Below are 15,377 nucleotides of genomic sequence, written 5' to 3'. Positions count from 1 at the left end.
GATACAAATTGGTTTGTGTACAAAGTAACTAAAATAATAAACATTTATAAAGTAAACTGCTTTTAATAGCATCTCTCAAAGTTGCAGGTACTTTTTGTTCATCAGCATAATCGTTCCATTGTTGCACCACATTGGTTATTTGTTGTATAATGGCAGGTGCCTTTTTTATATTCATATTTTGTGCAACCGTCAAAAAATCGTGGTTCGTAAACCCATCACGTTTGCCATTAATACTCATGGATTGTTGACTTACCCAAGCACTACCGGGGCGGTAAGCATGACAAATATCATAAGCTGGCGATAATGCCCACTCCCCCTGTTGGTTCATTACAAATGCCACATTTTTGGTATGATCATCGCAGTTACGTGCAATGGCATTAAACACCATACGCCTAAACAGTTGCTCCTGCTGCGGGTAAGGCAGTTGTAGCGTACGCATGGTTTCAAACAATTGCTCATAACTATACATACCTACCTCATTAAAATCGTAGTGTTGCATGGCACAAAATGTTTGTACATGCAGTTTGGTATTAGCGGTGGGTCTATCAAAACGACGGGTCATAAAATGTGCCCGATCATTTTCTTCTAACAACATACTAGGCATCATATCAATACCAGCATCTAACGCCATTTTATAATACGCCATTTCAACCCTGCCGTAACCAGCACTTGCACCAAATTGAGCATCAGTAACACCATCAAACTTTATTAACCAATGACTAAACCCTTCAGGAGCGTTGGTTTGTCCGCTCTTCACCTCTTTGGTTAAAGGGTTATAAGCAATAATAGCTTTGGCCCTAGCACCGCCAGCACTGGTACCTATTTTTAAAATTTCACTAAGGGCTTTTTCATAATGTACACCCAACGATTCATTAAAATGTTGCCGATCAGCCAAAATATGCTGGGCAATTTGTACCAACATATCAATATGCAATACCGTACTGTTGTTGGGTGTTTTAGGCGTAACAGGCAAAAATTCTAAAGCACCCATACCCCGTTTACCTATAAAACAAAGGGTTTCAACCGGGTTTAGACTGCCTGTTGGTCTACCATTTTTAGCCAACCAAGTATTAATTAAAGCATTGCCATATTTATCAGGCAGCACATCCGCCAACAAGCCGGGCATGCCTTTAAATGTACTATTTTGAGCTAACTCAGGAAAAGAAAAAATGGTTTGTCGAGCTTTGGCTATCGGCATTTTCAGCGGTGCAATATCCAAACCCTTTTGTAAAAAAGAAGGTTCAAATTCCACAAATCCCAAGCCTTTGGCTTCATCAAACAATACAGCTCCTGCTAATTGATTAAATATTTTTATTTGTGCGGCTGTATTCATTTACTAAGATGTTGTACGTACTCTTTTACGTTGCTTTAGTTGTAATTTGGCCATTGCGATCGGACTAATTATCGGCTCCGTTTGTGTGAAATTTGATAATACATGAAGTTGATGTAGGGCCCGTAATATTTGAATAAAGCTCAACAAATTAGCACCACCACCATTTTCAAGCTTAACAAGGGTTGACCTATTTACCCCTGCCGCTTGCGCTATAGTTGCCTGTGTTTGTTGTTGTTGTATGCGTACTTGTTGCACAAACAAACCAATTTGCTGCATAAGTGCCGTATCACTAGTTGTACTGATATCCATACCAATTAATTTGGTATAAAGTTACAAAATAAAAATAAATTATATTAAATGATTAATATTTCCATCATTAAATAATAAATAATATCATAATGATGAATAAAACCAACAAATTTATATTTATTAATTGTTTAAAATAACCAACATTAAATGTAATAACAGGTATAATGATGTAAAATATGACGTAGTTACTGCACAATAGCCATTAAATCAGTAACACTATTTTTGAAAGTTGTAGCAGCGGCATCAAAATAATCATCTTTTTGCTTTTTAGATGCTTTGTTATCAGTAGATTTTTTGGTAGCAGCTCTAATGGTATCTAGTGTATCAAAATAATCAGCCACCAATGTTTCATAAGTAGTATCAGCTTCTAACTCAAGTAAAATGGTATCGTAGGCATCAATTAAGCCATACATTTCCTTCAAATTGTCTGTAGTGTAGCGCCTAGGTATTTGGTTGAGTAATTGAGTGAGTTGTTGTAGGTAGCTACTAATCATAAAATCTGATTGATAAAGTTGAAGGTTTGTTAAGCAGTTGCTGGGTTAGTTGTTGGTATGCTGCAACGCTGTATATTGGTGCTTTGGGTAAATTAAATTGGTAATTGCCTTTCTCAATAGTAGTTGCTAAAAAATAACGATTGGTTCTTTGGTCATATACTTCAAGTGGTTGACCTAAATTAAAATGTAAACATAAAAAACCTACTCCCGTACCAAGTGCATCAGTATACCAAATGAGCGTACTGTCATTTGTGGGCGACACTTGCAAAGCACCTTTACAAGTATAGCCCAAAATGTTTTTTGTAGTAGTTGTAGGCATCCACGTTGATGGTTTTATGGTATCAACTATTAATAATTTTATATTGGCATCAACTTCATTATAAGTTAAAAAAGAAGTCCTGTTTATAAAAATGGAGTGATGTATCAACTTTTTTGAATAAAGATGTTGCTTTTTTAATGGATCATTTCCTTGGTAGTAATATTGAAATGCAAATGAATCATTGTAGACAAATTTAAATTTATTCTTACTGATAATATTAGTTGTCAACTCAGCTCTTTTAAAAGTTATGGCATAACCTTGCTGCGACTTTACACTTAATGAAATAATCAAAAATATAATTACAAAAAATGTTTTCATATATGTACAATAAGAAGTCTATTGATAATCAATTCAAAAAGGAGATTTAAACCTTAACTTTCGAAACTGCTTGGTTGTAACAATTTTTTCTTCAGGCAATTTAAAACCAAACACTCCCCTTTCTATCTTGGTTGCTATGTAGTGAATACCATTTTTATAATCAAACATCTCCATAGGTTGACCAAGATTATAATTTTTAAACATAAAGCCTACTCCATTTCCAAGTTTTTCAGCATACCAAATTTCAATATTCTTATTTTTAGATTTAACACCAAAACATTCGTAACCTAAAATATTCCTTGTTCCATTTATTTTCTTCCATGCACTCGGGATAATAGTATCACTAATAATAATTGGGAGTCCAATAGTAGTACTCTCATAGTATATTTTCATTTTGTGTTTATTAGTAAAAACTGCATGATGAATTAATTTACTAGAATACAATGTAGAGTCCTTCAAGTAATCGTTATTTAAATTGTAATAATACAAAAATGAAAATGAATCATTGTAAACAAATTTTACACTTGGACTGTAATAAACACCAGTGGGGATATCTGTTTTATTAAATGTTATACAATAACCCTCTTGAGCATCAACAGCTACGGAAACAAATAATGATAAAAATGCAAAAAAAAATCTCATAGTCACAGTTAAAATAAAAAAATAACCCTATAAAACTAAAACTTTATAGGGTTATAAAAGGTTTTATGCTTCTTCCATAAATGTATATCGGTAATCAACCGGCGGTACAAAAGTTTCTTTAATGGTACGTGCACTTAACCAACGATATAAGTTCAACTGCGAACCTGCTTTATCGTTAGTGCCACTGGCCCTAGCACCACCAAATGGTTGTTGACCAACCACGGCACCAGTAGGCTTATCGTTAATATAAAAATTGCCTGCACTGTTGCGCAAACGGTTTACAGCTACTTCTACGGCATACCTATCTTGCGCCAACACCGCACCTGTTAAGGCGTATGATGAAGTACTATCCACCAGTTTCAAGGTTTCTTCATACTTGTTTTCATCATAAACAAAAATAGTTAACACCGGACCAAACAACTCTTCACACATGGTTACATAATAAGGATCGGTTGCTTCAATAACCGTAGGCTCAATAAAATAACCTTGTGATTTATCGCATTTACCACCTACCCATATTTTAGCGCCACTGTCTTTTTTCTTAGCCGCTTTTATGTATGATTCTAATTTATCAAAACTCTTTTCATCAATTACAGCATTAATAAAATTGGTAAAATTTTCTACCGTACCCATTTTCATGGTTTTTATCATAGCCACCAATTTTTGTTTTACCTCAGCCGCCATGTTTGATGGAATGTATGCCCTAGAAGCAGCAGAACATTTTTGCCCTTGGTATTCAAATGCACCTCTTGCTAAAGCCGTAACAACCTCATCAACATTAGCAGAACGATGTGCAATCACAAAATCTTTACCACCCGTTTCTCCAACAATACGTGGGTATGTTTTATAAGTTGGTATATTTTTTCCGATGGTTTCCCACATCTTATTAAACACACCAGTACTACCTGTAAAATGTAAACCAGCAAAATCAGGATGTTTAAAAATAACATCACCAATAGTTGGGCCATCAATATAAACTAAGTTAATAACCCCATCAGGCAAGCCTGCTTCTTTCAATACTTTCATAAACATTTGTGCACTGTATACTTGGGTGTTGGCACATTTCCAAACTACTACATTACCACACATAGCAGCACTTGTAGGTAGGTTACCACCAATAGCCGTAAAGTTGAAAGGGGTTAATGCAAATACAAAACCTTCTAACGGACGGTACTCTACACGGTTGTACATACCCGGTCCACTAATGGGTTGTTGCCTATAAATTTCACTTAAAAAGTGTACGTTAAATCGTAAAAAATCAATCAATTCACAGGCGCTATCAATTTCTGCTTGGTAGGCATTTTTACTTTGTCCTAACATAGTAGTACCATTAATGTAAGGACGGTATTTAGTAGCCAATAAATCAGCCGCTTTTAAAAAGATGTTGGCCCTGTTTTCCCAACTCATATTGGCCCATTGCTCTCTTGCTTTTAAGGCAGCTGCAATGGCTTTTTTTACATGACTAGCATCGCCTGTATGAAACTTACCAAGCAAATGTTTGTGTTCATGTGGTGGACGAATATCGAGGGTTTTACCCGTACGAACTTCTTCGCCGCCAATGTACATAGGCACATCAACTTTTTGTTTTTTCAATTCTTTTAAAGCGGCTTTTAATGCCAACTTTTCTTTTGATCCTTTACCATATTGAAGCACAGGCTCGTTAAATGGTAATGGATAGTAAAAATCGCCGTATTGCATACTTTATATTTTAGTAATTTAAAATTAGGGTTTAATTGCTAACTAGTGGTTTCTTTATCGCTCATTAAATAGGCTTTTATAAAACCATCTAACGCACCATCCATTACAGGGCCTACGTTACCTACTTCATAATCTGTACGATGGTCTTTAATCATTTTATAAGGGTGAAATACATAAGAGCGAATTTGGCTACCCCATTCAATTTTCTTTTTCTTACTATTGGTAGCATCTTTTAATTCATTGCGTTTCTGTAACTCAATTTCGTACAACCTACTTTTGAGCATTTGCATAGCCAATTCTCGGTTGCCTAACTGGCTCCTATCTTGCTGACAAACAACCACAATGCCTGTTGGTATGTGGGTGAGTTGTACCTTGGTTTCTACCTTATTTACATTTTGACCGCCGGCACCCCCACTTCGTGATGTTTCCATTTTCACATCGGCAGGGTTAATTTCAATGGTAATAGTATCATCTACCAAAGGATATACAAACACACTGGCAAACGATGTATGTCGCCTTGCATTACTATCAAAAGGCGATATACGCACCAATCGGTGTACGCCACTTTCAGCCTTTAAAAAGCCAAATGGAAAATTACCATCAAACTGAAGTGTACATGTTTTGATGCCGGCACCATCGCCCCATTGCCAATCGAGTTCGGTAACCGTCCACCCTTGCTTTTCGCCATACATGCGGTACATACGAGCTAGTATTTCGGCCCAATCTTGACTTTCGGTACCGCCAGCGCCGCTATTAATTTGCATTACAGCAGTTAAAGCATCAGCAGGGTCGTTTAAGGTACTTTTAAATTCAGCATCTTCAATGGCTTGTATAGCCACATCATAGGCTTGCCGAACTTCCTCTTCGGATGCTTCGCCTTCTTTCCAAAATTCAAATAAAATGGTGAAATCATCAATAGCCGTAATAACTGCATGGTACATATTAATCCAATACTCATTGAGTTTGATGTCTTTTAATATGGCAGTGGCCCTGTCATTATCATCCCAAAAACCAGGCGATAAAGAAAGTTGACGGTCGTTTAAAACTTTTGATTCTCGGTTCTCGACGTCAAAGAAACCTCCTCAAGACCAACCCACGGTCTTTCATATCTTTAATTTGCTCTATTGTCATGCCGCAAAATTAAGGAAATAATAAGAGCAGTTGTCATATTAAAAAATTCAAGTAGCAACTGTTTAATGTTGATATAAGTGCAACTGATGAAAAGCAGGCGGATAGCAGTGTAAAGCCCGGTGAAGGCTTGTGCAAAAGCAATGTGCCGTACTTGTAACGTATAGCCGCAACAAAGGCGCATTACTGCTAAAATGCCCACTGCCCCCAACTTTTAAAACTATTAAAACGATGAAAAACACCACTTCGGCAATACATAAGGTGGAAATAATATTTGTGAAAATTAGCTACAATGCCACTACCATAAGCCTTTGAAGAAAATATAGTTTTTTGAAAAAAAATGAATATTTATTAAAACAATGTTAATTTTTGTTAACTTTATTTTATTGAACATTATAAATGTTCAATAAAATAGAATGATGTAGCATTTAAATTGTTGATTTCATCTATTTAAAAAAAACTCCTGCTCTATGAATGCCTAACATAATTATTCAATTTATAGCAAAAAACATGGCAAAAAATTTATCGGGTGAGCAATGGAAAGTAGTAAAATTCGATGTTAACTACACGAACAAAAGTCGTATTGAAGTTTCAAACCTAGGTAGAGTACGCACTTTCAACCAAATTTCTGATGGTAACATTATCAATGGTTCAAACGTAAATGGTTACAAAATTTTACGTTTAAAATTGTTTACACCAAGAGATGAAAAAACGCAACAACAATTAGATGCTTTAGAAAAACAAGCTGCCAAACTAGCCAAAAAAATAAGCAGCATGGAAGCAGCAAAAGAGCCTAAAAAAACTATTAAAGAAGCTACAGATGCTTTAGCCGCTTTAAAACAAAAAATAAGTAATAAATACAAAGCCAACTTTAAAGAACGTACAGTAAACTATCAAATTTTAATTCACCGTTTAGTAGCTGCACATTTTCTTAAAAAGCCTACTGCAAAACAGGTAGTAGTAGCGCATTTAGACCATAACAAACAAAACAACAAGGCTGATAATTTAAAATGGATGACTATCGAAGAAAATATAGCCCATCAACAACACAGCCCTGTAGTTATTAAAGAGAAAAAAGAACGTAAACTAAAACGCAGAGAAAATAATACTGCTACCAAATTAACGGCTGAAAAAGTAAGTCAAATTAAAAAATTACTGAAAGAAAAAGTTGCGGTAAAAGTATTAGCACAACAGTTTAACATTACTGATACACAACTATATCGTATTAAAAGAGGCGAAAATTGGGGCGATATCAAGGCTGCTAAATAATTTATTTGGTAGTTAATGTTTTCACTTCTACTTTTGCTTTACAAACAAAAGAAATGAGCATCTTAAATTTACATCATCATCATATGCATAATTGCCCTCAGGCTAGGTAGTATTGATGTATGTAAATGTCAAATATTAAAACCCCGTCTGAGTAACAGACGGGGTTTTGTTTTATACCTACTCCGCTTTACTCAGGCACAAACAAAAAAGCATGAGTATATTAAAAATTGCAGTACAGAAAAGTGGCCGACTCAGTGAAAAATCATTAGAGTTATTGAAAGAATGTGGTATTAAATTATCAAATGGCGACAGAAAATTAAAAACTGCCGCAGCAAACTTCCCTATTGAAGTGTTGTTTTTAAGAGATGATGATATTCCGCAATATGTGGAGCAAGGCGTTGCACATATTGGAATATTGGGTGAAAATGAAGTGTGGGAAAAAGATAAAAATGTTGCCGTAATTGAAAACCTTGGCTTTGCAGGTTGCAAAATGTCATTAGCCATTCCTAAAGATGAAGTGTATACTGATATTACCTACTTCAACAAAAAGAAAATAGCAACAAGCTATCCTAAAATATTACAACAATTTTTTGATGAACAACAAATTGAAGTTGAAATTGAAGCCATTGGTGGTAGCGTTGAAATTGCACCAGGCATTGGTTTAGCTGATGGTATTTTCGATATTGTAAGCACTGGTAGTACCCTTTTAATGAACGGTTTAAAAGAAGTAGCGGTAGTAAAAAATAGTAGTGCCGTGTTAATTGCTAACAAAAATTTACCTGAGGTACAACAACAAATATTAGATAAACTGTTATTCAGAATAAAATCTGTAAATGCGGCAAACACTAATAAATATATACTACTCAATGCACCCAATACAGCTATAAAAGCCATAAGCGATATGTTACCTGGCATGAAATCACCCACCATTTTACCCCTTGCCGAAACTGGTTGGAGTAGTATACACTCTGTAGTAAAAGAAGATGAATTTTGGACGGTAATTGACCAATTAAAAGCATTGGGGGCACAAGGTATTTTAGTAATTCCTATCGAAAAAATGATTGCATAATATGATAACAACTTATAATAAACCTACACAAGCACAATGGAGCAGCCTTATTTCAAGGCCACAAGTGGCAACAGCAGATTTATCTAAAATAGTAGATAATGTGTTTAATGATGTGCTACAAAATGGTGATGCAGCTATTCAACAATACACTGCAAATTTTGATAAAGTAACTATTGATAATTTTCAAGTAAGTGCTAAAACCATTGCTGAAGCAGCCAACCTCGTTAGTGATGAATTAAAAACAGCCATTGCTACGGCTAAAAAAAATATTGAAACGTTTCATACAGCTCAACAAACAGCTATTGAATATGTTGAAACCATGCCAGGCGTAACTTGTTGGAGAGCAAATAGTGCTATTGAAAATGTTGGCATTTATATTCCGGGTGGTTCTGCTCCCCTATTTTCAACGGTACTAATGTTGGGTATACCTGCTACCATAGCTGGTTGTAAAGAAATTATTTTATGTTCACCTCCTGATAAAGAAGGTAATATTCACCCTGCCATTTTATACACCGCACAACTAGTAGGTATTACAAAAATATTTGCGGTGGGTGGCATACAAGCCATTGCTGGCTTATGTTTGGGCACTACAACCCTTCCAAAAGTTGATAAAATATTTGGACCCGGTAACCAATATGTTACGGCTGCCAAACAAAAAGCGTTGCAATATGGTGTGGCTATTGATATGCCTGCCGGACCAAGTGAAGTGTTAGTAATAGCTGATGATACTGCCAATGCTAACTTTGTTGCGGCTGATTTATTGTCGCAAGCGGAGCATGGTGCAGATAGCCAAGTAATATTATTAAGCAACAGTAATTCATTAGTGAACCAAACATTAGCTGCCATTGAAAAACAATTAGCAACATTACCACGTAAAGCCATTGCTGAACAAGCACTAAAAAATAGCAAAGTAATTTTGTTAGAAAACATTAATGATTGTATTGATTTTAGCAACCGTTACGCACCTGAACATTTAATTATAGCAGTTGATAATGCTGAAAATTATATAAGCCATATCATCAATGCAGGCTCCGTATTTATTGGTAATTATAGTTGCGAAAGCATGGGCGACTATGCCAGCGGTACCAACCATACCTTACCAACCAATGGCTACGCAAAAAATTACAGTGGCGTATCGCTTGATAGCTTCGTAAAAAAAATTACGTTTCAAAAAATTAGTAAAGAAGGGTTACAACTACTTGGACCAGCAGTGGCTACCATGGCAGCAGCAGAACAACTAGCTGCACATAAAAATGCAGTAACAATAAGATTAAACACTTTATAATGATCAACATCAATCAACTTATACGAAACAACATTAAAAATTTACAAGCCTATTCAAGTGCTCGTGATGAATTTACTGGTACAGAAGGTATTTTTTTAGATGCCAATGAAAATCCATTTGGTACACTCAATCGCTATCCTGATCCACACCAAAAAGCATTAAAAGCTGCATTGGCCGCTATAAAAAATGTACAACCCAATGAAATATTTTTAGGCAATGGTAGCGATGAAGTCATTGATTTATCATTCCGCATTTTTTGTGAGCCGGGTAAAGATAAAGCACTCACTTTTACACCTACTTATGGCATGTATGATGTATCGGCAGCCATCAATAATATTGAGTTAGTGAAAATACCACTCAATGCTGCATTTCAAATTAATTGGGACGTAGTGTTACCTTTAAAAGATGATGCTGCTATTAAGTTAATATTTGTTTGCTCCCCTAATAACCCAACAGGTAACAACATTAATAACATCGAAAAATTATTGCAACACTTTAATGCAATGGTAGTGGTTGATGAAGCTTATATTGATTTTAGTGATGCCCCATCATTTATTAATTTAATACAACAATATCCAAACCTTATTGTATCGCAAACTTTCAGCAAAGCCCGAGGTTTAGCAGCGGCAAGAGTTGGTATTGCTTATGGCAGCAGTGATATAATAAGCTATTATAATAAAGTAAAACCACCCTACAACATCAGCGCTTTAAACCAAGAGGCGGCATTAGTAGCATTACAAAATAATCAACAAACAAATGTTGAAATACAAACTATTTTAAACGAGAAAGAAAAATTAATTGTTGCATTAGGCACATTACCGATTGTAAAAAAAATTTACCCATCAGCTGCTAATTTTATTTTAGTAGCGTTTGATGATGCTAATGCTACTTACGAAAAATTGGTTGCACAACAAGTGATTACACGTAATAGAAAAAGTGTGGTAAACAATTGTATTAGAATTACGGTGGGGGCACCCAATGAAAATGATGCATTAATGAAAGCTTTGCAACAATTAAATAACACACAAAACTAAACAGATGAAAAAAGTTTTATTTATTGATAGAGATGGCACTTTGGTAATTGAACCACCCATAGATTATCAATTAGATAGTTTGGAAAAACTTACTTTTTACCCAGAGGTATTTCAATACCTTGCTAAAATAGCCAAAGAATTATCTTATGAATTGGTGATGGTTACTAATCAAGATGGCTTAGGCACTGCCTCTTTTCCTGAAGCAACATTTTGGCCAGCACATAATAAAATGATGGAAGCTTTCGCTAATGAGGGTATCATTTTCAGCGAAGTGCTAATTGATAAATCATTCCCTGCTGACAATGCACCTACTCGTAAGCCAGGTACAGCCCTACTTACACACTACATAAAAGGTAATTACGACCTTAGCAACTCTTTTGTAATTGGTGATAGAATTACTGATGTACAACTAGCGCAAAACCTTGGCTGTAAAGCTATTTATATGGGTAATGATGTTGTTACCAATGTGGCCCTACGTTCTAAAAAATGGAGCGATATCTACACATTTTTATCAGCCACCCCACGTACAGCAACGGTACAACGCAATACCAACGAAACTAAAATTACTGTTTCAGTAAATGTAGATGGTGCAGGCAAATCAACACTTAATACCGGACTAGGTTTTTTTGATCACATGCTTGAGCAAATTGCCAAACATGGTAATATAGACCTAACCGTGTTGGTGCAAGGCGATTTACACATTGATGAACACCACACTATTGAAGATGTAGCCATTACTTTAGGTGAAGCATTTTTACAAGTTTTAGGCAACAAAAAAGGTATTGAACGCTACGGTTTTTTGTTACCAATGGATGATTGCTTGGCACAAGTGGCGATTGATTTTGGTGGTAGACCATGGCTCGTATGGGATGCTACTTTCACCAGAGAAAAAATTGGAGAAATGCCTACCGAAATGTTTATGCACTTTTTTAAATCGTTCAGCGACAATGCTAAATGCAACCTCAACATACAAGCAACAGGCGATAACGAACACCATAAAATTGAAGCTATTTTTAAAGCCTTTGCAAAAGCTATTAAAATGGCTGTAAGTAAAACCAACAATTTTTCTATTCCGAGTACAAAAGGTAGTTTATGATAGCGATAATAAAATACAATGCAGGTAATATCACTTCTGTATCTAACGCAGTAAACAGATTGGGCTACAAATGCATCGTTACAGATGATGTGGCCTCCATTCAACAAGCCGACAAAGTTATTTTTCCGGGTGTGGGTGAAGCCCACAGTGCCATGCAGTATTTAGTAGATAAAGGGTTAGATGAAGTAATTAAAAACTTACAACAACCCGTTTTGGGTATTTGCTTGGGCCTGCAATTAATGTGTAATTTTTCTGAAGAAGGCAATACAACATGCATGGGAATTTTCAATAGCAGTGTGGTAAAATTTACCAACGCCGCCTTAGTACCACACATGGGCTGGAATAACATCAGTAATGTAACCAGCAGCATTATTCCCAATAATACGATACATGATTACTATTTTGTACACAGTTATTACGCAGCTTTATGCGAAAATACCACGGCTGTTTGCGACTACATCGTACCATTTAGTGCAGCGTTACAAAAAAATAATTTTTATGCCACCCAGTTTCATCCAGAAAAATCAGCTGATGCTGGTGCCATTATTTTAAAAAACTTTTTAGCGTTATAAAACAATATACATGCGAATTATACCTGCAATAGATATCATCAACGGTAAATGTGTACGCCTTACAAAAGGCGATTACAGTACACAAAAAATATACAATGAAGATCCGCTAGAAGTAGCCAAAGCATTTGAAGCCAATGGCATTCAATACCTGCATTTGGTTGATTTAGATGGTGCTAAAGCCAAGCACATCATTAACCATAAAGTATTATACAATATTGCCAACAACACTTCACTCAAAATTGATTTCGGTGGTGGTATACAATCTAACCAAGATATTACCATAGCTTTTGAAAACGGTGCACAACAAATTACTGGAGGTAGTATTGCTGCCAATAATCCTGTACTTTTTGAAGAATGGTTGCTAACCTTCGGCTCAGAAAAAATTATACTTGGCGCTGATTGCTTAAATAGAAAAATTGCAACACATGGTTGGCAACAAAGCACAAGTATTGATGTGGTCGACTTTATTAAAAACTACCAACAAAAAGGCGTTGCTTACTGCATTTGTACTGATATTAGTAAAGATGGAATGTTACAAGGCACTTCAAATGAATTGTACAAAGAAATCATCAACAGCACCAATATTAAATTAATTGCTAGCGGTGGTGTTGCAAACATTAATGATGTAAAACTACTGCAAACACTGGGCTGCAATGGTGCAATAATCGGAAAAGCCATTTACGAAAACAACATCACTTTAAAAGAATTACAAGCATTATGCTAAAAAAAAGAATTATACCTTGTTTAGATATTAAAGATGGTAGAACCGTTAAAGGCATCAATTTTATAGATATCAAAGATGCTGGCGACCCAATAGAGTTGGCACAAAAATATGTTGCCGAAGGTGCAGATGAATTGGTTTTTTTAGATATCACCGCCACTATAGAAAAACGCAAAACCCTTGCCGAACTCGTTACCAATATTGCCCAACACATCAACATACCTTTTACTGTTGGTGGAGGCATTAATAGTGTTGATGATGCAGTTACAATCATTAAAGCAGGAGCCGATAAAGTAAGCATCAATTCATCAGCAGTTAAAACACCTAGTTTAATTACTTATATTGCAAACAGATTTGGTAGCCAATGTGTAGTAGTTGCCATCGATACAAAATATGTTGATGGTGAATGGATGGTTTTTGTAAGTGGTGGAAAAATACCTACCTCACTAAAAGCTGTTGATTGGGCAAAACAAGCAGCAGCACTGGGCGCAGGCGAAATATTGTTAACTTCTATGAACAACGATGGTACTAAAAATGGCTTTGCTATAGATATTACCAAAGCAATTAGCGAAGCAGTAAACATTCCCGTAATCGCTTCTGGTGGTGCCGGTAATATGCAACATTTTAAAACCGTTTTTGAACATACTAAGGCAACAGGAGCTTTGGCCGCTAGTATTTTTCACTTTGCTGAAATTGCTATACCCGATTTAAAAAATTATTTAAAAACACAACAAATAGCAATACGATGAACATCGATTTTAATAAATCAGTCAACGGCTTAATACCTGTAATTGTACAAGATGTTGCTACCTTACAAGTATTGATGTTGGGCTATATGAACGAAACGGCTTTCCAAAAAACAGTAGCAGAAAATATTGTTACATTTTTTAGTAGAAGTAAAAATAAACTCTGGACAAAAGGCGAAACATCTGGAAATTTTTTAAAAGTAAACAACATCAGTATCGATTGTGATAATGATACCTTGTTAATAAAAGCTACACCTGTAGGCCCCACTTGTCATACCGGCACTTATAGTTGTTTTGGTGAGCAAACACCACAAGGATTTTTGTACCAATTAGAAACAACCATTGCACAACGAATAGACAGTGATGATGCAAATTCATACACCAACAAATTATTTAAAAGAGGCATAAACAAAGTAGCCCAAAAAGTAGGAGAAGAAGCAGTTGAATTGGTAATTGAAGCAAAAGACAATGATGAAAACTTATTTAAAAACGAAGCCGCCGATTTATTATACCATTTTTTAATTTTATTGAAAGCGAAAAAGCTTACGTTAATAGATATTGAAGCCGTGTTAAAAGAAAGGATGAAGGGGTAGAATGATGAATGACAAATTATGAGTAAGGAATTACAAATGTGTAAAGATGAAAAAATTAGTAAAAATGTTAATTGAACAACCATCATTAAAAATTGGCTTGAATATTGGTTTTATATATTGTACATTCAAACAAAACAAGGCGTTTCATTCATAAATTAAAATAACACTATGAATTTTAAACCCTCCATTAAAAAAATGCATCATTCAACATTCATCATTCAACTTTCATCATTCAACTTTCATCATTCAACATTCATAATTCCTCATCAATAATTCAACATTCATAATTCATAATTCATCATTCATAATTCATCATTCCAAAAAAAATGAAAAAACTTCTCCTCCTTATGCTCGTAGCTACCTTTAGTACTCAATTAAAAGCACAGCAAACAAGTAATACTTATCGTGTTGTAGTTATGTTTAGCAGCGAATGCTGTGGCGTACCAAATGAACAACCTTTGCTTAAGGCAATTGCTCAATTTAAAAAGCAACATAAAATTAAAAAGATAAGCTATGATAATATTGGCCCTATAGGCAGAGAAGGTGAATATTATATGGCCTTTCGTTTGAAAGAACTGAATAAATTTAAAACAGCTGCTTTTATAAAAATGGTAAATAAAGTAGTACCCACTTTAAAAGATAAAGGCATGGCAACTGTGGAAGAAAATAAAGAAATAGAAACATCCACTTTATCATCACGAACCAGCATCACCAAAAAAAGTTTATAAAAAAAGCGTCCAACAAGTTGGAC

Annotated in this window: 17 protein-coding genes; 10 read left to right on the top strand and 7 right to left on the bottom strand. The window is 35.2% G+C overall.

Annotated features, from left to right (window positions below):
• Positions 1-28 precede the first annotated feature (28 nt).
• The 7 genes from ACFOWM_RS00325 to prfB all read right to left on the bottom strand — a co-directional run bounded on the left by ACFOWM_RS00325 (position 29) and on the right by prfB (position 6,244).
• Positions 29-1,333, bottom strand: coding sequence for a type II toxin-antitoxin system HipA family toxin (locus tag ACFOWM_RS00325; protein WP_379705405.1), 1,305 nt, complete (start codon positions 1,331-1,333; stop codon positions 29-31).
• A gap of 3 nt (positions 1,334-1,336) precedes the next feature.
• Complete coding sequence (locus tag ACFOWM_RS00320; protein ID WP_379705402.1) at positions 1,337-1,642, bottom strand: helix-turn-helix domain-containing protein; 306 nt, start codon at positions 1,640-1,642, stop codon at positions 1,337-1,339.
• A 185-nt stretch (positions 1,643-1,827) separates the two neighbouring features.
• Positions 1,828-2,136 (bottom strand): hypothetical protein, encoded by a 309-nt coding sequence (locus ACFOWM_RS00315; RefSeq protein ID WP_379705399.1) that lies wholly within the window; start codon positions 2,134-2,136, stop codon positions 1,828-1,830.
• On the bottom strand, positions 2,129-2,773 hold the full coding sequence (locus ACFOWM_RS00310) for a hypothetical protein (RefSeq protein WP_379705396.1): 645 nt from the start codon (positions 2,771-2,773) through the stop codon (positions 2,129-2,131). The genes ACFOWM_RS00315 and ACFOWM_RS00310 overlap by 8 nt, the downstream gene beginning before the upstream one ends.
• A gap of 33 nt (positions 2,774-2,806) precedes the next feature.
• A complete protein-coding gene (locus tag ACFOWM_RS00305; protein ID WP_379705393.1) occupies positions 2,807-3,415 on the bottom strand; it encodes a hypothetical protein in 609 nt (202 codons plus the stop codon).
• A gap of 63 nt (positions 3,416-3,478) precedes the next feature.
• A complete protein-coding gene (gene pruA, locus ACFOWM_RS00300) occupies positions 3,479-5,113 on the bottom strand; it encodes an L-glutamate gamma-semialdehyde dehydrogenase (protein ID WP_379705390.1) in 1,635 nt (544 codons plus the stop codon).
• Between the two features lie 38 nt (positions 5,114-5,151).
• Positions 5,152-6,244 (bottom strand): peptide chain release factor 2 gene (gene prfB / locus ACFOWM_RS00295; protein ID WP_379705387.1). Its coding sequence is split into 2 segments (ribosomal slippage): positions 5,152-6,183 and positions 6,185-6,244, totalling 1,092 coding nucleotides; the frame shifts between segments, so codons are not numbered across the junction.
• Positions 6,245-6,751: 507 nt separating this feature from the next.
• Between prfB and ACFOWM_RS00290 the strand changes: the two genes are divergently transcribed.
• The 10 genes from ACFOWM_RS00290 to ACFOWM_RS00245 all read left to right on the top strand — a co-directional run bounded on the left by ACFOWM_RS00290 (position 6,752) and on the right by ACFOWM_RS00245 (position 15,354).
• A complete protein-coding gene (locus tag ACFOWM_RS00290) occupies positions 6,752-7,510 on the top strand; it encodes an HNH endonuclease (protein ID WP_379705384.1) in 759 nt (252 codons plus the stop codon).
• A gap of 211 nt (positions 7,511-7,721) precedes the next feature.
• Positions 7,722-8,579 carry an ATP phosphoribosyltransferase gene (hisG, locus tag ACFOWM_RS00285; RefSeq protein WP_379705381.1) on the top strand — a complete coding sequence of 286 codons (858 nt, stop codon included), beginning with the start codon at positions 7,722-7,724 and terminating at the stop codon, positions 8,577-8,579.
• 1 nt (position 8,580) lies between these two features.
• On the top strand, positions 8,581-9,864 hold the full coding sequence (hisD, locus tag ACFOWM_RS00280) for a histidinol dehydrogenase (RefSeq protein WP_379705379.1): 1,284 nt from the start codon (positions 8,581-8,583) through the stop codon (positions 9,862-9,864).
• Positions 9,864-10,898 carry a histidinol-phosphate transaminase gene (gene hisC / locus ACFOWM_RS00275; RefSeq protein ID WP_379705376.1) on the top strand — a complete coding sequence of 345 codons (1,035 nt, stop codon included), beginning with the start codon at positions 9,864-9,866 and terminating at the stop codon, positions 10,896-10,898. Before hisD ends, hisC begins: the two co-directional genes overlap by 1 nt.
• Positions 10,899-10,902: 4 nt before the next feature.
• Positions 10,903-11,994, top strand: a complete 1,092-nt coding sequence (hisB, locus tag ACFOWM_RS00270; protein ID WP_379705373.1) for a bifunctional histidinol-phosphatase/imidazoleglycerol-phosphate dehydratase HisB — start codon at positions 10,903-10,905, stop codon at positions 11,992-11,994.
• Positions 11,991-12,566: an imidazole glycerol phosphate synthase subunit HisH gene (gene hisH / locus ACFOWM_RS00265; RefSeq protein WP_379705370.1), complete on the top strand. Its 576-nt coding sequence runs from the start codon at positions 11,991-11,993 to the stop codon at positions 12,564-12,566. Before hisB ends, hisH begins: the two co-directional genes overlap by 4 nt.
• A 10-nt stretch (positions 12,567-12,576) precedes the next feature.
• On the top strand, positions 12,577-13,290 hold the full coding sequence (hisA, locus tag ACFOWM_RS00260) for a 1-(5-phosphoribosyl)-5-[(5-phosphoribosylamino)methylideneamino]imidazole-4-carboxamide isomerase (RefSeq protein WP_379705368.1): 714 nt from the start codon (positions 12,577-12,579) through the stop codon (positions 13,288-13,290).
• Entirely contained in the window at positions 13,284-14,036 is a 753-nt protein-coding gene (hisF, locus tag ACFOWM_RS00255; RefSeq protein WP_379705365.1) for an imidazole glycerol phosphate synthase subunit HisF, read from the top strand. Before hisA ends, hisF begins: the two co-directional genes overlap by 7 nt.
• Positions 14,033-14,626 (top strand): bifunctional phosphoribosyl-AMP cyclohydrolase/phosphoribosyl-ATP diphosphatase HisIE, encoded by a 594-nt coding sequence (gene hisIE / locus ACFOWM_RS00250; RefSeq protein ID WP_379705363.1) that lies wholly within the window; start codon positions 14,033-14,035, stop codon positions 14,624-14,626. Before hisF ends, hisIE begins: the two co-directional genes overlap by 4 nt.
• Before the next feature lie 326 nt (positions 14,627-14,952).
• Positions 14,953-15,354, top strand: coding sequence for a hypothetical protein (locus ACFOWM_RS00245; protein ID WP_379705360.1), 402 nt, complete (start codon positions 14,953-14,955; stop codon positions 15,352-15,354).
• Positions 15,355-15,377: the final 23 nt, after the last annotated feature.

The organism is Ferruginibacter yonginensis, assembly GCF_042651465.1.
Classification (GTDB): domain Bacteria; phylum Bacteroidota; class Bacteroidia; order Chitinophagales; family Chitinophagaceae; genus Ferruginibacter; species Ferruginibacter yonginensis.
Note: the sequence above shows the minus strand (reverse complement) of the source record. Positions and strands in the feature narration are given on the sequence as shown.